This is a genomic window from Nocardiopsis oceanisediminis, assembly GCF_048595525.1.
In the GTDB taxonomy this organism is placed as follows: Bacteria; Actinomycetota; Actinomycetes; order Streptosporangiales; family Streptosporangiaceae; genus Nocardiopsis_A; species Nocardiopsis_A oceanisediminis.
In genome coordinates this window covers 33,719-56,038 of sequence record NZ_JAFMZJ010000001.1, presented here as the reverse complement: position 1 = coordinate 56,038, position 22,320 = coordinate 33,719, and the positions used below count along the sequence as shown (strand labels likewise).

Here is a 22,320-nt window from a genome sequence, read left to right as displayed (position 1 = left end):
ATGCGCGATGACATGTCTCGTGAATGGCTCGCCGAGTTGCATGAGTTTCTACATGGGAGCGAATCCGTTCCTGTCACGCGCCTGATCAAGGGGAGCGGCTTCGCGCTAGGGCTCGCATGGTCGGCACCCTGCTATAAGTCCACTCGATCCGCTATTCCAGATGCTAGGCTGCTGGTCGCCAAGGCTGCAGCTGTGAATGCTTGCTGTATCGCGGCGTCGCTTGCCGCCTTTGCGTTCTCTCGACTTGGTTATGACTGGGGGCCTGCGGCCGGAATAATCACTGGCGCGGTGGGGACGGTGGTGGCGCTCTGCAGTTTGAGGTATTCACTGTGGGGGTTGCGTGTAATTCGAAAAAGAGAAGAAATTATCTCGTTGTTTAAGGGGCTCCAGGCCCTGCGGGATGACACGGACACGTTGGAGGCTTCCGTGTCCGCCATCGACCGTCGACACGCAAACGGCGAAGTGAGTGAAAACGAAAGTGTGGAATGTGCTCAACTTGCCTATAAGGTGCTGCTCTCTCAGCGTCTCCGGTTTCGCGTGAACAGTGAACTTGTGGCGATTGTCGAAGATCAGTTTTTGTGGGAGTTGTCAAAGCGGCCGCGAATTATTTTCTGGAAACGCTAAAAGGACTCCGGGGTGATGTTCCCTTTGATGGGGAGTCAGGTCGTCATCTGAGGCTGCGTCAGGCGGTCCCGCTCTCCTCACGTCCTGGCACTCCAGCGGGCAGGGCGGTGTGCCTTGCTGTGAGTGAATCGGCACCTCCGGAGGGGGCCATGAGCCACAGCGAGCACTGCCAGAACGAACGGCATGCGGGCAGTCAGCACACGGTGCGACTGGCGAGGGACGCGCCAGAAGAAACCCAGCGGGCTTACTGATAGGAGAGGCGAGGGTTGACGCTGGTCGTCCACGGGGAACCGTCTTCAGGTGGCGAAGACCGGTCGTTGACGAGAAAATCCACACATGCTGCTTGCGTACATCGACGAGTCAGGGGACACAGGGCCCGTCTCCGGTAACGGCTCGCACACATACACCCTCGGTTGCGTACTCGTCGATGCTGACGACTGGCCGACCTCGTTCGATGAGCTGGTGGCCTTCAGGCGCAGGATCAAGGAGCGCTTCGGCGTCCTGCTCCGAGACGAGTTGAAGGCCAACCACCTCGTCCGCGGAGGCGGGTCCATACGAGACCTCGGGCTCTCCCCCGAAGCGCGAAGGAGGATCTATCGAGCGCACATGCGGACACTGCACGGTCTCAAAGCCCGTGCCTTCGCGGTAGTCGTCGATAAGCGCAACGGCCTGAGCGGCTCTGCAGTCTTCGACCTGGCCTGGGAAACACTGCTCCAGAGGCTGGAACGTACGAGCTACCATGAACGCTGCACGTTCATGATCATCCATGATGAGGGGGAGAACGATCGCGTACGCCGGTGGTCTCGCCGCGCTCGTCGGCACCTCACCGCGGGAAGCATGTATGGTCCCGGGTCGCTGAACAACCCGGCCCGCATGTTGGTCGACGACCCCATGCCGCGGCAGTCCAACCATTCCCTGTTCGTGCAGCATGCGGATCTCGTGGCCTACGCGGCTTTCCGCTCGATCATCCCTCCTGGGAAGGCCATCGAACGTGTGTGCCCTCAGACGATGTGGAGTGAACTCGGGGACGCCTGCCATGCAGTGGTCAACCGCTACAAGCGGAACGGGGCTCCCCCTGGCGTTGTCCTGAGGGACTAAAAAGGCCCCCCAGCTCTGCTGGGGGGCGGGAAAGTGCCTAACCAAGGCATGCACCCTGGGTCAGCGCTTGGTGTTTAGGGTACCTGTATGAGTCTGTTCTAACAAGCGTCCTACGCGCTGTGGTCACCGGGAAGGGCACAGGTTCTCGAGTGTCCACTTCGCAAGTCTCCACAGGTGAAGCCCTATTCCAGGGGGAAGAGTGTTGCTTGACCACCCGGATCCGCGCCGCCGTTGGTACACCAAGGCGGAAGCCGCCGACGCCGCAGGCGTCACCCTGCGCACCCTCAACCGGTGGATCGCCGCCGGCCACCTTCAGCTCCAGTTCGGGCACGTGAACGCCCACGAGCTGTTCGAGACCGAAGCGGCCATGCGGGCCCGCCGCATCCGCGGCCGCCCCGGCGCACGCTTGCCCGCTTGACCATGCGTGTCCTACAGTCGTCTCAAGATCACCACTCATGTACTCGACGCCCGGCCGCACCATGTGCCCCGGGCGTCTCACATGAGCAAGGGGCTTCCCCTGCAGCAGGGCCCCTCACCGACAGGGCCCACCCTGAACGGGACCACCGCACAAGGGCCCCGCACCCCCACCCCGCCCGAGCCCGCCCCGCTCTCCCGCACCACCGCGCCTCCACCCCGAGCGCTCCAGCGCACACGCGGACACGGCCACCTCGGCCCCGCGCACGGCCTCCACCCCGACAACGCCACACCACCGCTGGCGGCCACGCACCGCGCCGACCCACACCACCAGCGAGGTGAACACCATGGCCTCGCCCTCGCTCAACTACCGGCGCGGACGCAGCGGCCGGCCACTCGCCCGCGCCAAGGCCAGGCTCAAGCGCGAAGGCTCCAACACCTGCTGGCTGTGCGGCCGACCCATCGACCTCACACTGCCAACCGTCCACCCGATGTCATGGACACTCGACCACGCAATGCCGCTCAGCCTGCGACCTGACCTCGCACTCGACCCGAGCAACCACCGCGAAGCCCACCGCCGGTGCAACTCGATCCGCGGCAACCGCACCACCACCCGCTTCCCTGAGCAGGCCAACAGCCGCACCTGGTGAACGCCACGCACCGCGGGCACCCGGGGAACCCGGGCCGCGGACCCGCCACTGACCTCCGGGCCGGGACCACCCCCGTACCGGGGGGAGGGGCCTCCGACGGGGACAGGTGCCGGCTGACCCCGCCGCCCCCTGACCGCATTTCTCTCCGTGAAAAATCCCCGAGGTGGAGGCGGCCATGGCGGACCTGCCGGAGGCGGTGGCCGGGGGCGACCGGGCCGCGGCGCTGGAGGCGCTGCGCGACGAGCTGGCGCGCCGCCTGCCCGATGCCGGCGACCGGGAGGCCGCCTCGCTGGCGACGCAGCTCCGCCTGGTCTTGGCCGACCTCGATGCCCTGTCCGCCGGTGAGGAGGCCGACATTGTCGACGACCTCGCCAAGCGCCGGGCTGCTCGGCGTTCAGGTGCCGCGGATCAGGGTGGCGCCGCCGGCGCCGAGTAGCGCGGGCGCTGACGCGATCGACATCGCGGCTTCGTGCGGGCTGGTGCTGGACCCGTGGCAGAAGCTGGTGCTCACCGAAGGGCTCGGGGAGCGGGCTGACGGGCAGTGGGCGGCCTACGAGGTGGGGCTGATCGTGGCCCGGCAGAACGGCAAGGGCAGCATCCTCGAAGCGCTCGAACTCGCGGCGCTGTTCGTGTGGGAAGAGCAGCTGATCATCCACTCGGCGCACGAGTTCAGGACCGCGAAGGACGCCTTCCTGCGGCTGGTCGGGCTGGTCAACCGGAACCGGAAGCTGAAGGCCCGGATCAAGCAGGTGATGCTGTCCAAGGGGGAGGAAGGCATTGAGCTGCACTCAGGACAGCGCATCCGGTTCACCACCCGCACCGGGGGCGGCGGCCGCGGCCTGACCGCGGACCGGGTGATCCTCGACGAGGCCTACAACCTGAGCGACGACCACATGGCGGCGCTGCTGCCGACCATGTCCGCCCGCCCCAACCCCCAGATCGTCTACACCACCTCGGCGCCGGACAAGGAGCTGGCGCCGTGCGAGGTCATCAGCCGGGTACGGCGCCGCGCGCTGGACGGCGACCACGACCGGCTCGCCTATTTCGAGTGGTCGGCGGATGTGCATACCGACTGGTGCCCGCCGGAGTGCATCGAGCACGACGACCCGGCGGACCCCCAGGTGTGGGCGAAGACCAACCCGGGGCTCGGGATCCGGTTGTCCGGGGAGAAGACCGCAGGGCAGCTCAAGGCGCTGAGCCCGCGGGCGTTCGCCCGCGAGGTGCTGAGCGTCGGGAACTACCCCAGCGAGGGGACCGGCTGGCAGGCCATTAGTGAAGAGGCGTGGGAGGCGCTGGCCGACCCCGGCTCGCAGCCCCGCAACCCGGTCGCTTTCTCCCTTGACGTGAACCCCGAACGGTCCATGGGGGCGATCGCCGCCGCCGGGATCCGCCCGGACGGGCTGTACCACGTCGAGGTCATCGACCACCTGCCCGGCGTGACGTGGATGGTCGACCGCATGGCCGCCCTCGTCGCCAAGTGGAGGCCGGCGGCGGTGGTGATCGGCAACTTCGGCCCCGCGGCCTCGCTCATCCCCGACCTGGAGGCGAAGGACATCACCGTGATCAAGGCGTCGATGGGCGAACGCGCGGCGGCCGCTGGCGGGTTCGTGGACGGGTGCGTGCGCCCTGCTTCCGCGCCCGCTTCCTGGCGGGCGAGCGTGCGGCACATCGGGCAGGGGCCGCTGACCTCAGCGGTGGCGGCGGCCACCAAGCAGCAGGTCGGCCGGGACGGGGCGTTCCTGTGGGGACGGGACACGATGAGCGCGGACATCTGCCCGCTGGTCGCCGCCTCCCAGGCCCTGTGGGGGTTCCGGAAGTTCGGGGCGAAGACGCCGGTCGCGCCCTTCGCACTGGTGGGGGACTGACATGGCCCGCTGGTGGGAGCGGCTGCTCGGGCGCCGCCCGGCAGAGATGCGCGGCACCACCCAGGACTGGGTGGACGCGGTGCTCGCTGCCCAGGAGGCCGGGTTCCTGCGCACGACCATGGGTACCCTGGATGAGGAGCAGGTCGGGGCGACCCTGTCGGGGCTGGTCAAAAGCAACGGGCCCATGTGGGCGTTGACGATGGCCCGCATGCAGGTGTTCTCCCAGGCCCGGTTCCAGTGGACCCGGTTCACCCGCGGCGAAGTCGGCGACCTGTTCGGGTCGCCGGATCTGGCCGTCCTGGAACGGCCGTGGCCGGGCGGGACGACCGCCGACCTGCTCGCCCGGATGGACTTGGACGTCACGGCCGCAGGCAACTCCTACACCCGGCGCCTGCGGCGGGGCCGCACCTCGCGGCTGGTGCGGCTGCGGCCGGACTGGGTGACGATCATCCTCGGATCGACCGAGGACGCCGACCATCCGGCGGAGGCCGCCGACGTCGAGCTGCTGGGGTACGCGTACATGCCGCGGGGCAGCCGCGGCGACCGGATGGTGATCCTGGAGCCGGACGAGGTGTGCCACTTCGCGCCCTACCCCGACCCTGACCAGGTGTTCCTGGGGATGTCGTGGGCGACTCCGGTGGTCAAGGATGTGCTCGGGGATCAGCTTCAGACTGACCACAAGCGCGCGTTCCTGCGTAACGCGGCGACCCCGAACGGGCTGATCAAGTTCGACGCCAGCGTGACGTTGGAGCAGGTCAAGGAGTTCAAGGAGCTGTTCGAGGCTGAACACCAGGGGGCGGCCAACGCCTACAAGACGCTCTTCCTCGGCGGTGGCGCGGACATGACGGTGATCGGCAAGGACTTCCAGCAGCTCGACTTCGCTGTCACTCAAGGCAAGGCCGAATCCCGGCTCGCCGCCGCTGCCGGGGTCCCGCCGTCGTGGGTCGGCTTCAGCGAGGGGCTGCAAGGCAGCGCGCTGAACGCGGGCAACTTCACTAGCGCGCGCCGCCGGTTCGGGGACGGGACGCTCCAGCACCTTTGGGCGAACGCTGCGGCGTCCCTGGAGGTCATCCTCACCCCGCCGGATGAGCGCGCCTCGCTGTGGTTCGCGACCAGGGGCATGCCGTTCCTTGCAATGGACGCCCAGGACCAGGCGGCCGTGCAGTCCCAGGAAGCCAGCACGATCGTGACCCTGGTCAAGGACGGCTTCACCCACGCGAGCGCGGTGGACGCGGTCATCAACCGGGACTGGACACGGCTTCAGCCCCACACCGACGAGCAGGGCAGGCCGCTGATGAGCGTGCAGCTCCAACCGCCCATGTCCAGCGACGATCAGAACACCAGCGGCGACGACGGCAGCGACCCGGATGACGGAGACGGAGAGCCCGGCCCTGCGCCGGCCGGAGGTGGCACATGAGCCAGGTGACGAACAGGCGCCGGGAGCGCGCCGCGGTCCCGCCGGACCAGGACGTTCTGCGTGAGGCGCCGTTCGCGCTGCGCGCTGCCGACGACGGCGATGCGGCCGGGGACGGGCTGACGCTGGACGGGTTCGCCGCGGTGTTCAACCGGGAGACCATCGTCGACTCCTGGGAGGGCCGGTTCCGGGAGAAGATCTCCCCGGGGGCGATGAAGAAGAGCTTCCGGGAGAACCCGCCGCGCATCCAGTTCGACCACGGTAGGCACCCGCTGATCGGGTCGATACCGATCGCGTCGCTGGAGCGGATCGCTGAGGAGACCGATGAGGAGCTGGCGCCGGAGGGCGGCGCCCACGTCGTCGGGCGGCTGCACGACAACTGGCTGATCGAACCCGTCCGCGACGCGATCGCCTCGCAGTCCGTGAACGGCATGAGCTTCCGCTTCGGTGTGGTCCGCCAGCGCTGGTACGACGCCTCCGGCAAGGAGATCAAGGACGAAGACCAGCTCATGGAGGCGCTCTTCCGCTCGTGGATGGAGGACGTCCCCGACGAAGAGCTGATCCTGCGCGACCTGAAGGAGCTGCGGGTCCCCGAGGTCGGCCCGGTCGTGTGGCCCGCCTACATGGACACCTCGGTGGGCGTGCGCTCCACCGTCATCGACCTCGGCAAGATCCACGAACCCGAGACCAGACGAGACCTCGCCCGCGCCGTCCTATTGGCCGACGCGGTCGAACAGGCGCCCGAAGACGAGGCGACGCCGCCCGCCACCGGCGACCGCGACGACGACGCGGAACCGGCCGACGGGCACAAGGCCCCCGAACAGCGCCACACCGAAGAGACGAACGAGCCGCAACCCACCGAGCAGGCACCCGCCCCGGCGGCGCCTCCGGCCGGCACGCACTCGGTCTACACCGGCACCCGCCAGGCCCCGACCTGGTACCTGCCGGGACCTGAACCGCGCCTGTACTGAGGGCGCCGACCGACGAACCCCGCGACCTGAAAGGCGCGGGGTTTTTGCATGCCTGGGGAGGCAGCCATGGGCCCCGAAGAGCCCCGGTCCATCGAGGACCGCAAGGACCGCATCAAGGAGATCGACAGCAGGATCGGCGAGCTGGACGCCGAGTTCACCGGCACCGTGATGTCGCCGGAGGCCCGCGAGGAGTGGAACGCCCTCAACGAGGAGCGGGACGGCCACGCCGGCGCGGTGCGCGAGATGGAGGCGCGCCGGGAGCGGCTGCGCCAGATCGCGGGGCAGCCCGCGGCCACCGAGCGCGGAGACAGCCCCGCGCCCGCGTTCATCAAGTCCCGCGGGGTGGACATCTACGACGAGCGGCAGATCCGCGCGGAGGCGCACTCCGAGGAGGAGTACCGGCAGAAGGTCCGCGACAACGCCAAGCGCGCCATCGAGCGGGCCGCGTTCCCGACGGTGGCCGGCCAGTCGCGGGAGCGCACCGCCGAGCACGTCGAGGACCTGCTGGAGCGGGTCGACGGCAAGGACTCCTGGCTGGCCCGGCGCATCCTCGCCACCGGCCACCCCGTCTACGACAGGGCGTTCGGCAAGGCGGTCATGGCCGGGCCGCACACGTGGACCGCTGAGGAGCAGCGCGCGATGGCGCTGTCCCCGGACCCGGCGGGCGGGTTCGCGGTGCCGTTCCAGTTGGACCCGACGGTGCTGCTGACGAGCGACGGGTCCACCTCGCCGCTGCGGCAGATCGCCCGGGTCGAGCAGATCACTTCCAAGACCTGGCAGGGCATCACCTCCAGCGGTGTGACGGTGACCCGGTCGGGCGAGGCGGTCGAGTCCGGCGACAACTCGTTCTCCGTCGGCCAGCCTGAGGTCAGCCCGACCCGCGTCATCGCCGACGTCCAGTTCTCAGTGGAAATCGACCAGGACTGGCCGCAGCTCCGCAGCGAACTCAGCCGCCTGCTGATGGACGCCAAGGAGCGCGAGGAGGACTCCTCCTTCGTGGTCGGCGACGGCACCGGCGACAACCCGTTCGGTGTGGCATCCACCCTGGCGGCGGGCTCGGAGGTGCCGATGGGCGCCGCCGGCACCCTGGACGTGGACGACCTGTACAACCTGGAGTCCGAGCTGCCCGTGCGATTCCGCTCCCGGGCGCGGTTCCTGGCCAACAAGTCGACCTACAACCACGTCCGCGCGCTGTCCACCGGCTCCGACGGCGGTGACCTGTGGGTGCGGCTGGCCTCCGGGCAGCCCTCGGAGCTGCTGGGGTATGCGGCGCACGAGGCGTCCGCCATGGACTCCGTCGGCGACACCGACGGCCGCGTCCTGCTGTTCGGCGACTTCAGCCAGTTCCTCATCGTGGACCGACTGGGGATGCAGGTCGAACTCCAGCCGCACGTGCTCGGGGCGACCAACCGGCGATGGACCGGGCAGCGGGCCATCGTCGCGATCTGGCGCAACAGCTCCCGGATCCTCGTCGACAACGCCTTCCGCGTCCTGGTCGACCCGACGACCTGACCGGAACCGGGGCCGGCCCGCCGAGGTCGGCCCCGGCCCCCAGGAGAGGAACAGGCATGAGTGATCTGCTGGTCGCCCGGACATCCGCGGTGATCCACGTCGGCCGCCGCCGGGTGCGCATCCGCAGGGGCGACACGGTGGTGAACGCCGACGACCCCATCGTGGCCGGGCGTGAGCACATGTTCGAGCCGCTGCGGGTGCCCTACCTCGGCGCCGCGGCGCCGGCGATCGAGCGGGCCACCGCCGACCCCGGCGAACGCCGGACCGTCGAGGTCTTCGTCGAGCAGGCCGATCCCGAGCCGGAGCCCCAGAACGAGCAGGAGGGCCCCGGGCCCGGCGGCGGAGAGGTCGCAGTGGAGCCGTCGGCGAAGGAAGTACGGGAGTGGGCGAAGGCGTCAGGGCTGGATGTACCCGCCCGCGGCAAGCTGCCCGAGGATCTGGTGGCCGCCTACAAGCGGGCCCACGGAGAGGGCTGGTGACCCGTGCCGATCGGTGACCCCTACGGCTCGCTGGAGGAGCTGAAAGAGCGGCTGAACATCGTCGACACCGACGACGATGCCGCGCTCAACGGGGCGCTCGCCGCGGCGAGCAGGGCCGTGAACCAGTTCTGCGGCCGCCAGTTCCAGCGCACCGACACCGCGGAGGCGCGAACCTTCCAGGCGCTGTCCACGGGGCTGCTGCTGGTGGACGACTTCCACACCACCGACGACCTGAGCATCGACGGGACCGCCTTCGCCGACGGCGACTTCGCCCTGGAACCGCTCGGCGGTGTGGTCGACGGTGAACCAGGGTGGCCGTTCTGGCGCATCCGCGGCGGGTTCTCCGGCCGCGTCGAGGTGACCGCCCGCTGGGGGTGGGCTGCCGTGCCCGCCTCCATCACAGAGGCCGCGCTGGTCACCGCAGCCGAGGTCTTCAAGCTCGGCGACGCCCCCTTCGGCATCCAGGGGGTGGCCGACATGGGCTTCATCCGCCTGCGGGAGAACCACCGCGTCTCCCAGCTGCTCGCGCCCTACCAGCGCCGCGTCGTGGCGGTGGCGTGATGGCCTCCATCAGCCGCATTCGCCGCGTGCTCGCCGGGCGCCTGGACGCCATCGGCGGGCTGCGGGTGAGCGCTACGGTGCCCGGATCGATCACCCCGCCGGCGGCCGCGATCCTGCCGGGGCTCGGCCCGGAATCGTCGACCAGCCGCCTCGCCGTCGAGTACGACAAGTCGTTCCGCGGCGGCTCCCACAAGATGCACTTCCTGGTCAAGCTCGCCGTCTCAGCGGCGCATGACGAGTCGGGCCAGGAGGTGCTGGACGCCTACCTGGACTCCGAAGGCGCGTTGTCGGTCAAGGCCGCGGTCGAGTCGGGCCTGGAAGCGCTGGTCCACGAGGGCGACGTGGTCGCTGAGTACGCCCAGGTGCCCGGCGTGTCGCACTACGGGGTCATCAGCTGGGGCGGGGTGGAGTACTTCGGCGCTGACCTGCTGGTCGAGGTCCTGGCGAGGTGAACCGCCCGCGCCACACCCGGGCGGTGGTGGACGCCGGCCCCGAGCACACGGTCAAGACCTTCGCCGATCCGATGGTCGCCCGCCGGGAGGCGTGGATCTATGAGCATCTGCCGTGGGCGTGCCCGCGGCTGGTCGACTTCGACGGCGATCGGCGCCTGGTGATCGAAACCCTGCCCGTGGCCATCGACCACCCCGGGTGGCGGCCTGCCGGGCAGCTCACCGAGCTGCTCGCCGCGCTGCTGGAGCACGGGTTCCACCACCGGGACGTGCATGTCGGCAACGTCGTGCGCGCCGCCGACGGGTCTCCGCGGCTGATCGATTGGGAGACCGTCATCTGGTGGCCCGCCCTCGCCTCCTACGACCTGGTGGGCCCGGCCGCCTCCGGTGTGCCGGCCCCGGACATCCACGCGCGCCTCGCCCCGCAGTGGTGGTGGTCGACGCAGTCACTCGCCATCGGGCGGCAGTGGGGAGGTGCCGATGCCGTACCAGCCCCAGCGGGTCAACGGGCGTGACGTCGGCCAGGCCGACCGCGACTGCGGCACCCGCTACGAAGCCATCCGCGACCACCTACGGGCCCACCACCCAGACGGCCCGTTGCGCGTACTGGATCTGGGCGCCTACGCCGGGTACTTCGCCGTGCGGCTCGTCGAGGACTTCGATGCCCACGTCGTCGCGGTAGACGACCACCCGCCCCTGCGGAAGGCCGCGAGCGACCGCATCACGGTCATCAACCACCGGATGAACGCCGACCAGATCGACGCGCTCGGCGACTTCGACGCCGTGCTGCTGCTGTCGGTACTGCACCACGCGCCGAACTGGCGCCGAATCCTGGAGGTCGTGTGTCGACGCTCGACGCTGCTGTACCTGGAGACCCCGGATCCCTCCGAACACCTGCCGCGGGCGGCCGCGCACACCCCGGCCCTGGCGGCGGCCGTGGAACGCCTGGGAGGGCAGGTGCTCACCCGGACCGCGGGGTACCGCAGTACGACCCCCCGGGAGCTGAGAGCGATCTGCCTGCGGTGAGCGTCGCCGTGATGGCGCACCCGGACCGCCGCGAACACGCCGCCCTGCTCGCCGAGCAGGTGGGGGCTCCGATTGTGTGGGACCGCAATGGGCAGGTCGCCGATACGTGCCTGCGCGCCCTAGAGGCCTACGACCCGGCTGCCTCCCACCACGTCATCCTCCAGGACGACGCGGTGGTGTGCGGGGACCTGCTGGCCGGGCTCGCCCGCGCCTCCCAGGTGGCCGGGAACCGGCCGATCGGGCTGTACCTCGGCGCGCTCCGGCCTCGGGACCGGATGGCCCCGCTGCTGGAGATGGCCCTGGCCACCGGCGCGCCGTGGATCGAGTTCGACGGCCCGCGGTGGGGGGTCGCCTGCGCGCACCCGGTGCCGCTGCTCCCGGAGCTGATCGCCCGCTACCGGCTCCTGCCCGGGATCAAGCAGGACGACACCCGGGGCAGCCAGGCCTACGCGCAGATGCGCGTCAAGACCCTGTTCACCGTCCCGAGCCTGGTGGAGCACGGTGACCTGCCCTCGCTCACCAAGCCCGACACTGTCCTGCCGCCCCGACGGGCGGCGGCGTTCATCGGTGAGGACGCCTCCGCGCTGGACGTCGACTGGCACGGGCCCGTGGTCACCAAGGACTCCGTGAAGAGACGCCGCTGAAGGAGACGAGATGGCACAGCGCTACGTGGTGGTCGGCAAGCAGCCGGTCCTCGACCGGAAGCGCGGCGAGCACGTGTACCTCGAAGACGACCACGCGACACGGCTGATGCGCGCCGGCCACGTCGCCCCCGACCCGCCGCCCGCACCGAAGCGCACGGTGAAGAAGACCCACAAGCCCCGGGAAACCCCGGGGCTTGTGCATGTCCAGGAGTCGGCCGCCGCGGCCGCGAAGGAAGAGGAGTAGGCCATGGCGAAGCTCGTGCTCAGGAACTGCTTCATCGAGATTGATTCGGTGAACTTCTCCGACCACATCTCCAGCGTGACCGTCACGCTCAGCAAGGACGAGATCGACACCACGAACTTCGGCGGGAGCGGCCGTGAGCGTGCCCACGGGCTGAAGGACGACAACTTCGAGCTGAACTTCCAGCAGGACTTCGACGCCGCGTCGGTGGACGCCACCCTGTACCCGCTGTGGGACGGCGAGACCGAGTTCCAGGTCGTCGTGCGCCCCACCTCCGACCCGGTCTCCGAGACCAACCCCGAGTACTCCGGGACCGTGATCCTGCTGGAGTACACGCCGCTGGCCGGCGCGGTCGGTGAACTGTCGGAGACCACCGTGACCTTCCCGGCCCAGCGGGAGGGCATCATCCGGAGCACGGCCACCTGATGGCTGCCTCCGGTGCCAGCGGCATGGATGTGGAGATCGAGGTCGGCCGCGAGGTCCGCCGGGTCGCCGACCAGCTGCGCGCGGTCGACAAGACGCTGCCGACCAAGCTCCGCCGGGAACTGCGGGGCGCGGCGAAGACCGGTGTGCAGCGCGTCAAGCGCGAAGCTAAAGCGCTGGCGGTCAAGGGGCGCCGCGGCGGCACTGGCAAGCACCCGCACCGGCCGCGGCAGCTGCGCCGCACGGTCGCCCGCGGGGTGCGCGTCCGCGCCTCCACCAAGACCGGGATGCGCATCGTCACCGCGATGCCCGACGCCGAGCAGTCGGTGATCCCGCGCGGCCTGGACTCCCGCACCCGGCACGCCGGCGGCGGGTGGCGGCACCCCGTGTTCGGCAACCGCGACGTGTGGGTGAACCAGCAGGGCGCCTCCTGGTTCCTGGAACCGCTCGCCGAGGAGCAGCCACAGGTCATGCGCAACATCCACGCCGTCCTCGACAAGGCCGCCGACCAGGTCGCCAAGGCCGGCGGTACCGGGTGAGCACGGAGGCGCCGATCCCCACCCGAGAGGAAGCCCTGGGCTCCGCCGCCCGGCTGCTCCGCACCGCCGAGACGGAAACCGACCGCGGCCTGATGGAGCGCTACACCGACCTGGCCGGCACCTGGCTGGCCCTGGCGTCGCTCCTGATGGACGGCGCCGACATCTGAACGTGGGGCGGCCGGTTTCGGGTCTCCGGCCGCCCCACCCCGCTCCCAAGACCCGACCGACCCGAAGGAGACCCTGATGGCCAGCAAGAAGCCCGTCGAGATCACCGGTATGAAGCTCGGCGAGACCGGCGACGCGGCGGAGACCGCCGACGCAGAGGCGACCGGGCGACAGATCGTGTTCCGGATGCCGCTCGGCGATGGCGAGACCCTGGAACTGGTGCTGCCGCGCCGCTGGAAGCGCTTCAAGTTCATGCGGCGCATGTCCCAGGGCGACCTGTGGGGCGCCATCGAGACCGTCGGGTTCTCCGAGGAGCAGCTGGAGCGCCTGGAGGACGCCGACGTCACCGAGGAAGAGTTCGAGGAAGCGATCCGCCGCCTCGGGGAGACCCTGACGGGAAAGTCCCAGGACTCGAAGGAGTCCTGACCCTCATCCCCGACGACCTCCTCGTCCTCGCCGCTCTCGTCAGCGAGCACTCCGAGGATCTGGAGGCCGATCTCGCCCGCTACTACCCGCGGGATCAGGACCAGCTCGACGCCTTCCTCCGCGGCGACATGACCATCCGCCGCCTGCACGTCCTGGTCTCCCGACTCCCGCACGGCTCTGCCACCTACGCGGTGAGGGCCGGCGGCCGGGCGCTGGCGGACTGGACCGAGCAGGTGGAACTGCTCGCCGAAGTGGTCGAGGAGCTGCGTGCGCTGCGGCTGACCTACGTGCGGGTGAACACCGACGCCAAGAAACGGCACCAGCTCCCGGACGGCATCGAGCACGTGCCCAGACCGGCCATACCTGAACACGACGAGCCGGAGAACGGCTGACCCAGCGGGGAGGTGGCCCGTGGCGGCTGTCACCTCCCTCGGCTTCAACATCTTCGCCAAGTACGTCGGGAAAGGCGTCCGGGACGCCGTCAAGGACATCGACGGCTTCGCCACGAAGATGCAGTCCACCGGGTCGGCGGTCCGCGGGGTCGGCCAGACGATGACCGCCTCGGTCACCGCGCCCCTGGCTGCGATCGGCGGCATGGCCATCACGACGGCCGGCGACTTCGAGGCGTCCATGCAGCGGGTCAAGGCTGTCTCCGGCGCGACCGGCGCCGAGTTCGACCAGCTCCGCGAGATGGCGAAGGACCTTGGGTCCACCACCCAGTTCTCCGCGTCGGAGGCTGCCGAAGGCATGCAGTTCCTGTCCATGGCGGGGTTCTCCGCCTCGGAGACCATGGACGCCCTGCCCGGTGTGCTCAACCTCGCCGCCGCCGGGGCGGTCGACCTGGGCACTGCCGCCGACGTCGCGAGCAACATCCTGTCCGGCTACGGGATGGAGGCCGCCGAGGTCGGACGGCTCAACGACATCCTCGCCAAGACGTTCACCTCGACGAACACCGACCTGTCGATGCTGGGCGAGTCGTTCAAGTACGTCGCCCCCGTGGCCGCCTCAGCGGGGTTGTCCATCGAGGAGACCTCGGCGGCGATCGGCCTGCTCGGCAACGCCGGCATCCAGGGGTCGGAGGCCGGCACGGCGCTGCGCGGGTCCATCGCCCGCCTGCTTTCACCGACCGCCGAGGTGACCTCCAAGCTCGCTGAACTCGGCGTCAGCGTCACCGACTCCAAGGGCCAGCTCCTGCCGCTGGTCGACATCATCGGCCAGCTCGAAGGCGCCGGGGCCTCGACGGCCGACATGATGACGATCTTCGGCGTGGAGGCCGGGCCGGCCATGCAGGCCCTCGTGTCCCAGGGGGCGGATGCCCTCAGCACCCTCACCGGAGACCTGCGCGACGCGGGCGGAACCGCTTCCGAGATCGCCGCCACGCAGATGGAGGGGTTCAACGGCGGCGTCAAGGAGCTGCAGTCCGCTCTGGAAGGGTTGGCGATCGCGGTCGCTGAGAGCGGCCTGCTGGAGTGGGCCACCGCGATCATCTCCAAGGTCACCGAGTGGACGCAGGCGCTGGCCGAGACGAACCCGTGGCTGCTGAAGATCGGCGTTGTCCTGGGCATCGTCGCTGCGGCGATCGGGCCGCTGCTGATCGTCGTCGGGATGCTGATCACCTCGGTCGGCGCGATCGCCGGCGTCATGACCCCCGTCGTGGGCGTGGTCGCCGCGGTCGTCGCCGGGATCGCAGCCCTCGGGATCGCGGTCTGGATGGCCTGGAAGCGCTCCGACACCTTCCGCGCCGGTGTGGTCGCCACCTGGGAGGCCATCAAGGCCGGCTGGTCGGCGCTGTGGGACGGCGTCCTCCGCCCCGGCCTGGAGGCCCTGGTCGCGTGGTGGTCGGCGACCTGGCCCAAGATCAAGGCCACCGCGCTGAGTGCCTTCGGCGCGGTCATGGACTTCATCGCCGAGGTCCGCCCGAAGTTCGAGAAGATCTTCGGTCAGATCGCCGAGATCGTCTCCGGTGCCGTCGGGGTCATCAAGGGCGTCTGGGAAGAGCACGGCGACACGATCATGACGGTCGTCGACTTCCTGCAGACGGTCGTGGTCGCCAACTTCCGCGGCGCCTTCCAGATGGTCGCCGGCATCGTCTCAGGCGCCTGGCAGATGGTCACCGGGATCTTCTCCGGGGCCCTGTCGGTCATCTCGGGCCTCCTCGACATTTTCATCGGCCTGTTCACCGGCGACTGGTCGAGGATGTGGGAAGGCGTCAAGGCCGTCTTCTCCGGACTGTGGACCGCTGTCGTCGGCATCTTCAACGGCGCTGTGACGATCCTGTCCGGAATCGTCACCGGGCTGATCACCACGATCAGCGCCCCGTTCCGGTGGATCTACAACTGGCTCGTCGGCAACAGCCTGGTGCCCGACCTCGTCAACGGGGTCATCGGCTGGTTCACCTCGCTTCGGGACAGGGCTGCGGCGATCTTCGCTGTGGTGCGGGACTGGATCGTCGCCCGCGTCAACCAGATGCGGTTGCTGGCCCTGATCGCCGTCACCACCCTGCGCATCAAGGTGCTGTCCGCGTTCATCGCCGTCCGCGACAAGGCTCGGGCGATCTGGGACTCCGTAAAGAACTGGGTCGTTTCGCGGGCCCGGTCGCTGCGCGACAGCGTCTCCAGCGCCATCAACACCCTGCGCTCCAAGGTCGTGAGCGCGTTCGAGCGCGCCCGCGACGGTGTGAAGAAGGCGTGGAACAAGCTCAAGGAGATCGCGAAGGACCCCGTCAAGTTCCTGATCGAGACCGTCTACAACGATGGTCTCCGCAAGCTGTGGAACAAAATCGCCGAGAAGGTCCCGGGCCTGTCGACGCTCGGTTCGATGAACCCCCCCAAGGGATTCCGGCGCGGCGGCGTCATCCCGGGCTACCAGGTGGCCAAGCGCGACGACGTGCTCACCCCGATGCGGTCCGGTGAGGGCGTCCTGGTCCCCGAGGTCGTCCGCGGCCTGGGCGCCGGCTTCGTGCACGCCCTCAACCGGGTCGGCAACTCCGGCGGCGTCCAGGCGGTGCGCCGCCTGTCCGAACGCACCAACGCGCTCGGCCTCGGCCAAGCCCCCAGGGACGCCACCGCCTCCTTCTCCTCCTTCTCCCAGGAGGCCGGGTTCGCCCGCGGCGGCATCGTCGGGTGGCTGTCCGACAAGTGGGACTCCATCGTCGGCAAGGTCAAGGAGTGGGCCACCAAGCCGCTGAACGCCCTGAGCGACAGCCTGGCCAACCGGTTCGGCAAGGGCGACGACTTCGCGGGCATCCCCTACAGGGCGTTCCAGGCGATCAAGAAGAAGGTTCTCGACCGGTTCGGCAAGGCCGACGACGACTACGCCGCGTCCATGGTCGGCGGGGCCGCCGGGTGGGCAGGCCTGGAGAGCGCCAGCCAGCGGCTGCGCCGCGCCGCGAAGTTCGCGCGCGCCCAGCACGGCAAGCCCTATGTGTGGGGAGGCGCGGGGCCCGGCGGGTACGACTGCTCGGGGTTCATGGGGGCCATCGAGAACAGTATCCGCGGGGTCGGCCCCTACTTCCGCAGGTACAGCACGCACAGCTTCCGCGGCGGCGCCCCGCCCGGGTGGGTGCGCAACCTCCGGTCACCGTTCCAGGTCGGCATCACCCATGCCGGCGTCGGCCACACCGCCGGAACACTGATGGGCGTCAACGTCGAGAGCCGCGGATCGCGTGGCGTCATCGTGGGCCGGGGCGCCCGCGGATCCCACTCCGGCCTGTTCCCGTACAGGTACGGGTTCGCGCCTGTCCGCCGCGACCGCCCTGCTAACCCCGTCCGGGGGCCCGGGGGTGCCAGCATCGCCGACAAGGGGGCTGTGCTGTCGCCGGGGCTCAACCTGCTCGACAACCGGCTCGGGCGCCCGGAGCCGCTGACGCGCGCGGACTACGAGCGGCCGCCGCAGCAGATCATCATCGACCTGCGCGGGTCGGTCATCACCTCGAAGAAGCACGCGGAGGACCTGGTGGTAGAGGCGCTGTCGGCCGCCGAACGCAAGGGCCGGGTCACCCGCGGCACAGTGAGGGTGCGCCGGTGATCACCCACGTTGCCGCGGCGTCCGCGGGCGGGTTCCAGGCCTCGGTCACCGTGGACGTTCCCTCCGGCACGGCCGACGGCGACCTGGTGCTCGCCTGGCTCAGCGCGAACGACGCCGACACCCTGACGCCGCCCGCCGGGTGGACGCAGCTGTTCCGCCACCAGATCGGTACCGGCACCGCCGTGTGGCTGTACACGCGCACCGCCGACAACGAACCGGCCTCCTACACCTGGGAGTGGAACGCCTCCCACCAGCACCACGCGATCCTGTCGACCTGGCGCGGGGCGGCCGCAGTGCGCGACCACGGGGTGGCCTCTGCCGAGGGCGTCACCTCCGTGGACATGCCGTCCCTGACGGCGGCCACCGACGACATGCTGGTGGGGTTCGGGTTCCACTGGTCCGGCGCCGCCGGCACCGAGCCGACCTTCCCCGCTGCCATGGACACCCTCATCACGCAGGCGACCATCTCCGCCGCGGCGCAGGAACCCATCACCGCTGACGGGCCCACCACCACGCACACGGTTTCCTCGTCCAGCTCGGGGCGCATGGCGGCGGCCGCCGTGCTCCTGGAGCCCGAAGGCGAGGATCCCGGACCGGGCCCCGAACCCAACGGCGCGGAAAGGCGCGCCTCCTACGAGTTCTTCGTCGACTGGGACACCGACGAAGGTCTGGGGCTCGGCGACTTCGAGGCGGGCCTGGACGGGTGGGGACGGGTCCCTGAACCGCCGGCGCCGCCCGAGCCCACCCCGGCCAGCATCCGTTCCGTGTCCTCGGCGGAGTCCGCCGAGGCGGGGTCGTTCACGTGCCCGGTCCCGGCGGGGGTGGCCGACGGCGACGTGCTCGTGGCGGTGCAGTCCGCCGACCTCGGCGACGACACCGACCTGACCACCCCGTCGGGGTGGACGCTGCTGGAGACCGTCACGGGAGGCACCGGCAGCTTGCACACGAAGGTGTGGTGGCGGGTTGCCTCCAGTGAGCCCGCGGACTACGTGTTCACCCACGGGACCGGCGCGAACAGCGTGGTGAGCATCGCGGCCGTTCAGGGCGCGGACGGCGCGGTCACCCCGGTCGTCGCGAGCTTCGCTCCGTTCGCCGGCGACACGCTGATCCCCACGCCCGGGATCACCCCGACGCACGCAGACGATGTGGAACTGCGGTGGGCAGCGGCGCAGTACGAGGACCCGCCGCCTCAGCAGTTCACGAAAACCTACGACGCGGTCTGGTCCGCGTCCTGGTACGGGTTCGGGAAGCGCAGCGGCACACGGCTCTACCAGGGAGACACCCTGCTGGGCGACGGCACCGGCAAGCAGTACGGCAAGGCCGGGTTCGACCACGCCACCATCCAGTCCGACCTGGCCGGCTCCGCCATCGACCGTGTCGAACTGCGGCTCTCCAACGAGCACTCCTGGTTCAGCTCGGGGCTGACCGCCCGTTTCGGCACCCACAACAACGCCGCCGAGCCCGGCGGCAGCACGTCGACGGACGGCACGTTCAACCGCAGCAGCCACTCGTGGAACAAGGGCGAGACGAAGTACGTGGACCTGCCCGTGGCGGTCGGCGAGGAGCTGCGCGACAACACCGCCAAGGGCATCACCACCGGCCGCCCCTCGGCCGGGGACCGCAACGACTACGGGTACTTCCGCGGGTACAACGCCAGCAGCAGCCAGCGGCCGCGGCTGCGGGTCACCTACACCACCGCCGGGTCGCAGCCGATCAGCATCACCGCGCCGACCGGATTCACCCAACGCTCCGAGCAGTCCAGCAACGACTTCACCGGCGGCTCCTTGGCGACCCGCCAGCTCACCAGCAGCGAGACGAGCACGACGCACACCTTCACCGCCGCCCACACCTACGCCCGCGCCCACGGGATCACGGTCGCCGTCGCCTCCCTGCAGCCGATCCCGGAGCCGGACGAGTCCCCGACCCTCCAGCGGTCGACGGGCCAGGCCTACTCCGGTGACGCATCGATGCTGATCACCTGGTCGGACGGCGCCACCCAGTACGCGTTCCGGGAGCTGACAGGGCTCATCGAGGGGCGGACCTACACGGCATCGGCGTGGGTATGGGTGACCTCGGGCGGTGCCGCGGTGCGGCTGGCTGCCGGGGGCGAGACCGGTACGGCCTCCACCGGCAGCCAGCAGTGGGAGCAGATCGGCGTCGCCTTCACCGCCTCGGCCCCCACCGGAGACCTGCGCATCGAGCCCGCCGCAGCGACCTCGGGCGGTGAGCAGGTCTATGTCGACGTGGTACAGCTGCTCGGCGAAGGCGAGGACATCACCGGCCGGGTACTGGGCCTGCGCACCGCCGTCGACATCTCCTACGGGCGCGACCAGGCCCGCAACCTGTCCGCGATCGCTCCAGGCCAGACCGGGTTCGAGATCGACAACCGATCGCACGACTACTCTCCGGACAACCCGGCCTCGTCTCTGGCCGGGCAGGTGGGGCCGGGCCGCCCTGTGCTGATCCGCGCCACCTGGCAAGGCAAGATCTACTCGCTCTTCCGCGGGTTCCTGGACGACTACGAGCTGGACCCGGTGCGCGAGTCCCGCTCGGTGCAGTTCACCGCACTGGACACCCTGGCCCGGCTCCGCAACGCCAAGATCTCCACCCGCCTGTACCCGTCCCTGCGCACCGGCGAGGCGATCGGGGTGCTGCTGGACGCGATCGGATGGCCGGCCGACCGCCGCGACCTGGACGCCGGCGCCACCACCTTGCGCTGGTGGTGGGGCGAGTACGGTGACGCCTTCGACGTGCTGTCCAAAGTCGTCGAGGCCGAAGGGCCTGCAGCGTTCGCGTTCGTCTCCAGCAGCGGCGACTTCGTGTTCCGCGACCGGCACCACCGGCTCCAGCGCGAGGCCTCGCTGAGCGTGCAGGCCGCCTTCCGCGACACCGGCGCCGAACCGGTCTTCTCCCGCCCGGTCGAATACGACATCGGGTGGAAGGACATCGTCAACTCCATCGAGGTTGATGTCGCCGAACGCGCGCCCGTCTACCAAGAGGTCGTGTGGGAGGACGAAGGCGTCCTCACGCTGGCCGCCTCCGAGCAGCGCACGATCCGGGTACAGGCCGACGACCCCTTCCTGTACGCGGTCTCCCCGGTCGCCGGCCACCGGATCACCTCGGCCGACCAGGAGCTGATCGTCCCCGCTGACTACGACTACGTCGTCCTCTCCGGGGAAGTCACCGTGGCGCTGTCCCGCACCAGCGGCCAGTCCACCGAGATCCGCATGGAGGCCGGGCCCGCCGGTGCGACGATCCGCGGCCTGAGGCTGAGGGCGACACCGGTACCGGTGGTACGCACTGTGCAGGTGCGCGCCGAGGACGAGCAGTCCATCGCCGTCCACGGCCGCCGCTCCTACGAAGGGGACCTGGACCTGGCCGGTGTGCATGACGTCGCCGACATCGCCCAGATCATCCTGGGGCAGCGCGCCGACCGGCTGCCGATCATGACCATCACCGTCGTCGGCAGGGGCCACACCCAGCGCATGGACCAGATCCTGCGCCGGGACCTGTCCGACCGGGTCCGCATCATCGAGCCGGAGACCTTCACCGACCACGACCACTTCGTGGAGCGCATCGAGCACTCCATCGCCGATGTCGGCCACGACCACCAGGCCGCCTTCGGGTGCGAGCGGGTGCGTGAGCAGCACGCGGACGCGCTGGTCTTCGACGACGAGACGAAGGGCTTCGACGAAGGAGTGTTCGCCCTGCCCGGGATCGACGACCCGGACCGCCTCTTCGTGCTCGACCAGTCCACTCTCGACGAAGGGCTGATGGGACATTGAAACTGTTCAGCGCCTTGAACGCGCGGCTTCGCGGCCACCGCCCGATTCCACCGCCGGGTGAGGATCCGGCCCGGTGGGCGCCCGCGCCCGGCCAGCTCACGGTCGAACCGGCGCGGGCCTACGTCAACCACGGCCGGTGGGTCGCCGACTGCATCCGCCCCTACTGCGGCGGCGCCGAACTCCTCCGGCCGCGGCAGACGGTCATCCAGTGCGGGAACTGCCAGCTGGTCGCGCCGGTGGAGTGGCCGCCGGACGCCGCCGAGATCTGGCAGGCCCTCGCGGAGCGGCCCGTCCCGCAGACGAGGAACTGGTACCCGGCCGGGCACCCACTGGCCGTGCGGTACGGGGCCCCGCACGGCCAGACACCCACCGAGCTGTACGCCGAGGCCGCCGAGCACGCCCACGAGATCACCTCCGGCGGTGCGCCCTCCAGCCTGGAAGGGGGGACACCGTGGCGTGGTCTGCTCCGCTGACCGCAGTCGCCGGAACGGCCCTGACCGCCGCCGCCTGGAACGCGTCCGTGCGGGACAACCTGCTGGAGACCGCGGCCGGAAAGGCCACCACCGCAGGCGGCCACTTCGCGGTAACCGGGACGAACGAGATCGCGGAACGCCTCGGCGCGGCGGACGCGGTCCTGGTCACCGAGACCACCACCTCCACCAGCTACACCGACCTGGAAACCTTCGGCCCGTCGGTGACGGTGGAGACCGGAGTGGGCGCCCTGGTCATGGTCCACGGGGTGGCCAGCAACACCGGGACCAGCGGGTCGGCGCGGATGGCCTACGAGGTGGCGGGGGCGACCGCGATATCCCCGGCCGACAACCGCGGCATCGGCATCGTCGGCGCGCAAGGGGCCGCAGTGGTCTGCTCCGGAGTCGCCCTGCACACCGCGGCGAGCCTGCCGCTCACCCCCGGGTCGAACACGTTCACGGCCAAGTACCGCTGCTCCAGCGGCACCGGGGAATTCCTGTCCCGCCGAATCGTCGTGATCCCGTTCTAGGAGGCCTC

At 70.0% G+C, this 22,320-nt stretch carries 25 protein-coding genes; all 25 read left to right on the top strand.

The genetic code is table 11. The features are described 5' to 3' along the window. Complete coding sequence (locus J0910_RS00440) at nucleotides 1-624, top strand: hypothetical protein (protein ID WP_420156545.1); 624 nt, start codon at nucleotides 1-3, stop codon at nucleotides 622-624. 336 nt (nucleotides 625-960) lie between these two features. Then, a complete protein-coding gene (locus tag J0910_RS00435) occupies nucleotides 961-1,722 on the top strand; it encodes a DUF3800 domain-containing protein (RefSeq protein ID WP_420156468.1) in 762 nt (253 codons plus the stop codon). Nucleotides 1,723-1,924: 202 nt separating this feature from the next. Next, nucleotides 1,925-2,140: a hypothetical protein gene (locus J0910_RS00430; protein ID WP_420156467.1), complete on the top strand. Its 216-nt coding sequence runs from the start codon at nucleotides 1,925-1,927 to the stop codon at nucleotides 2,138-2,140. A gap of 343 nt (nucleotides 2,141-2,483) precedes the next feature. Beyond that, entirely contained in the window at nucleotides 2,484-2,786 is a 303-nt protein-coding gene (locus tag J0910_RS00425; RefSeq protein ID WP_420161850.1) for an HNH endonuclease, read from the top strand. Between the two features lie 175 nt (nucleotides 2,787-2,961). Next, the gene (locus J0910_RS00420) at nucleotides 2,962-3,222 is read left to right on the top strand and encodes a hypothetical protein (protein WP_420156544.1); all 261 of its coding nucleotides are present in this window, start codon (nucleotides 2,962-2,964) and stop codon (nucleotides 3,220-3,222) included. Continuing rightward, nucleotides 3,143-4,651 carry a hypothetical protein gene (locus J0910_RS00415; RefSeq protein WP_420156543.1) on the top strand — a complete coding sequence of 503 codons (1,509 nt, stop codon included), beginning with the start codon at nucleotides 3,143-3,145 and terminating at the stop codon, nucleotides 4,649-4,651. Before J0910_RS00420 ends, J0910_RS00415 begins: the two co-directional genes overlap by 80 nt. A gap of 1 nt (nucleotide 4,652) precedes the next feature. Further along, complete coding sequence (locus tag J0910_RS00410) at nucleotides 4,653-6,068, top strand: phage portal protein (protein WP_420156542.1); 1,416 nt, start codon at nucleotides 4,653-4,655, stop codon at nucleotides 6,066-6,068. Then, entirely contained in the window at nucleotides 6,065-7,036 is a 972-nt protein-coding gene (locus J0910_RS00405) for an HK97 family phage prohead protease (protein ID WP_420156541.1), read from the top strand. The genes J0910_RS00410 and J0910_RS00405 overlap by 4 nt, the downstream gene beginning before the upstream one ends. 66 nt (nucleotides 7,037-7,102) lie before the next feature. Beyond that, nucleotides 7,103-8,548 (top strand): phage major capsid protein, encoded by a 1,446-nt coding sequence (locus J0910_RS00400; protein WP_420156540.1) that lies wholly within the window; start codon nucleotides 7,103-7,105, stop codon nucleotides 8,546-8,548. 56 nt (nucleotides 8,549-8,604) lie between these two features. Beyond that, entirely contained in the window at nucleotides 8,605-9,027 is a 423-nt protein-coding gene (locus tag J0910_RS00395; protein WP_420156539.1) for an Lsr2 family DNA-binding protein, read from the top strand. Nucleotides 9,028-9,030: 3 nt separating this feature from the next. Continuing rightward, a complete protein-coding gene (locus tag J0910_RS00390) occupies nucleotides 9,031-9,588 on the top strand; it encodes a head-tail connector protein (protein ID WP_420156538.1) in 558 nt (185 codons plus the stop codon). Beyond that, nucleotides 9,588-10,040: a hypothetical protein gene (locus tag J0910_RS00385; protein ID WP_420156537.1), complete on the top strand. Its 453-nt coding sequence runs from the start codon at nucleotides 9,588-9,590 to the stop codon at nucleotides 10,038-10,040. The genes J0910_RS00390 and J0910_RS00385 overlap by 1 nt, the downstream gene beginning before the upstream one ends. After that, entirely contained in the window at nucleotides 10,037-10,552 is a 516-nt protein-coding gene (locus J0910_RS00380; RefSeq protein WP_420156536.1) for a hypothetical protein, read from the top strand. The genes J0910_RS00385 and J0910_RS00380 overlap by 4 nt, the downstream gene beginning before the upstream one ends. Continuing rightward, on the top strand, nucleotides 10,518-11,063 hold the full coding sequence (locus J0910_RS00375) for a class I SAM-dependent methyltransferase (protein ID WP_420156535.1): 546 nt from the start codon (nucleotides 10,518-10,520) through the stop codon (nucleotides 11,061-11,063). The genes J0910_RS00380 and J0910_RS00375 overlap by 35 nt, the downstream gene beginning before the upstream one ends. Beyond that, nucleotides 11,060-11,707 (top strand): hypothetical protein, encoded by a 648-nt coding sequence (locus J0910_RS00370; protein WP_420156534.1) that lies wholly within the window; start codon nucleotides 11,060-11,062, stop codon nucleotides 11,705-11,707. Before J0910_RS00375 ends, J0910_RS00370 begins: the two co-directional genes overlap by 4 nt. A gap of 10 nt (nucleotides 11,708-11,717) precedes the next feature. Next, a complete protein-coding gene (locus J0910_RS00365) occupies nucleotides 11,718-11,951 on the top strand; it encodes a hypothetical protein (protein ID WP_420156533.1) in 234 nt (77 codons plus the stop codon). 3 nt (nucleotides 11,952-11,954) lie between these two features. After that, nucleotides 11,955-12,374: a hypothetical protein gene (locus J0910_RS00360; protein ID WP_420156532.1), complete on the top strand. Its 420-nt coding sequence runs from the start codon at nucleotides 11,955-11,957 to the stop codon at nucleotides 12,372-12,374. Next, nucleotides 12,374-12,910, top strand: coding sequence for a hypothetical protein (locus tag J0910_RS00355; protein ID WP_420156531.1), 537 nt, complete (start codon nucleotides 12,374-12,376; stop codon nucleotides 12,908-12,910). Before J0910_RS00360 ends, J0910_RS00355 begins: the two co-directional genes overlap by 1 nt. Then, on the top strand, nucleotides 12,907-13,077 hold the full coding sequence (locus J0910_RS00350) for a hypothetical protein (RefSeq protein ID WP_420156530.1): 171 nt from the start codon (nucleotides 12,907-12,909) through the stop codon (nucleotides 13,075-13,077). Before J0910_RS00355 ends, J0910_RS00350 begins: the two co-directional genes overlap by 4 nt. A 76-nt stretch (nucleotides 13,078-13,153) precedes the next feature. Further along, entirely contained in the window at nucleotides 13,154-13,501 is a 348-nt protein-coding gene (locus J0910_RS00345) for a hypothetical protein (RefSeq protein ID WP_420156529.1), read from the top strand. 128 nt (nucleotides 13,502-13,629) lie between these two features. Beyond that, the gene (locus J0910_RS00340; protein ID WP_420156528.1) at nucleotides 13,630-13,893 is read left to right on the top strand and encodes a hypothetical protein; all 264 of its coding nucleotides are present in this window, start codon (nucleotides 13,630-13,632) and stop codon (nucleotides 13,891-13,893) included. A gap of 19 nt (nucleotides 13,894-13,912) precedes the next feature. Beyond that, nucleotides 13,913-17,527 carry a phage tail tape measure protein gene (locus J0910_RS00335; RefSeq protein ID WP_420156527.1) on the top strand — a complete coding sequence of 1,205 codons (3,615 nt, stop codon included), beginning with the start codon at nucleotides 13,913-13,915 and terminating at the stop codon, nucleotides 17,525-17,527. Continuing rightward, entirely contained in the window at nucleotides 17,524-21,312 is a 3,789-nt protein-coding gene (locus tag J0910_RS00330) for a carbohydrate binding domain-containing protein (protein WP_420156526.1), read from the top strand. The genes J0910_RS00335 and J0910_RS00330 overlap by 4 nt, the downstream gene beginning before the upstream one ends. Before the next feature lie 14 nt (nucleotides 21,313-21,326). Further along, the gene (locus tag J0910_RS00325) at nucleotides 21,327-21,785 is read left to right on the top strand and encodes a hypothetical protein (RefSeq protein WP_420156525.1); all 459 of its coding nucleotides are present in this window, start codon (nucleotides 21,327-21,329) and stop codon (nucleotides 21,783-21,785) included. After that, nucleotides 21,764-22,312: a hypothetical protein gene (locus J0910_RS00320; RefSeq protein WP_420156524.1), complete on the top strand. Its 549-nt coding sequence runs from the start codon at nucleotides 21,764-21,766 to the stop codon at nucleotides 22,310-22,312. The genes J0910_RS00325 and J0910_RS00320 overlap by 22 nt, the downstream gene beginning before the upstream one ends. Nucleotides 22,313-22,320 lie beyond the last annotated feature (8 nt).

What these genes read in the sequence shown, in the direction of transcription:
- J0910_RS00355 (WP_420156531.1), top strand. Translation starts at nt 12,374, where the DNA reads ATGGCTGCCTCCGGTGCCAGCGGCATGGATGTGGAGATCGAGGTCGGC.
- J0910_RS00440 (WP_420156545.1), top strand. Translation starts at nt 1, where the DNA reads ATGCGCGATGACATGTCTCGTGAATGGCTCGCCGAGTTGCATGAGTTT.
- J0910_RS00365 (WP_420156533.1), top strand. Translation starts at nt 11,718, where the DNA reads ATGGCACAGCGCTACGTGGTGGTCGGCAAGCAGCCGGTCCTCGACCGG.
- J0910_RS00340 (WP_420156528.1), top strand. Translation starts at nt 13,630, where the DNA reads ATGACCATCCGCCGCCTGCACGTCCTGGTCTCCCGACTCCCGCACGGC.
- J0910_RS00420 (WP_420156544.1), top strand. Translation starts at nt 2,962, where the DNA reads ATGGCGGACCTGCCGGAGGCGGTGGCCGGGGGCGACCGGGCCGCGGCG.
- J0910_RS00425 (WP_420161850.1), top strand. Translation starts at nt 2,484, where the DNA reads ATGGCCTCGCCCTCGCTCAACTACCGGCGCGGACGCAGCGGCCGGCCA.
- J0910_RS00375 (WP_420156535.1), top strand. Translation starts at nt 10,518, where the DNA reads ATGCCGTACCAGCCCCAGCGGGTCAACGGGCGTGACGTCGGCCAGGCC.
- J0910_RS00385 (WP_420156537.1), top strand. Translation starts at nt 9,588, where the DNA reads ATGGCCTCCATCAGCCGCATTCGCCGCGTGCTCGCCGGGCGCCTGGAC.
- J0910_RS00395 (WP_420156539.1), top strand. Translation starts at nt 8,605, where the DNA reads ATGAGTGATCTGCTGGTCGCCCGGACATCCGCGGTGATCCACGTCGGC.
- J0910_RS00435 (WP_420156468.1), top strand. Translation starts at nt 961, where the DNA reads ATGCTGCTTGCGTACATCGACGAGTCAGGGGACACAGGGCCCGTCTCC.
- J0910_RS00405 (WP_420156541.1), top strand. Translation starts at nt 6,065, where the DNA reads ATGAGCCAGGTGACGAACAGGCGCCGGGAGCGCGCCGCGGTCCCGCCG.
- J0910_RS00400 (WP_420156540.1), top strand. Translation starts at nt 7,103, where the DNA reads ATGGGCCCCGAAGAGCCCCGGTCCATCGAGGACCGCAAGGACCGCATC.
- J0910_RS00360 (WP_420156532.1), top strand. Translation starts at nt 11,955, where the DNA reads ATGGCGAAGCTCGTGCTCAGGAACTGCTTCATCGAGATTGATTCGGTG.
- J0910_RS00410 (WP_420156542.1), top strand. Translation starts at nt 4,653, where the DNA reads ATGGCCCGCTGGTGGGAGCGGCTGCTCGGGCGCCGCCCGGCAGAGATG.
- J0910_RS00345 (WP_420156529.1), top strand. Translation starts at nt 13,154, where the DNA reads ATGGCCAGCAAGAAGCCCGTCGAGATCACCGGTATGAAGCTCGGCGAG.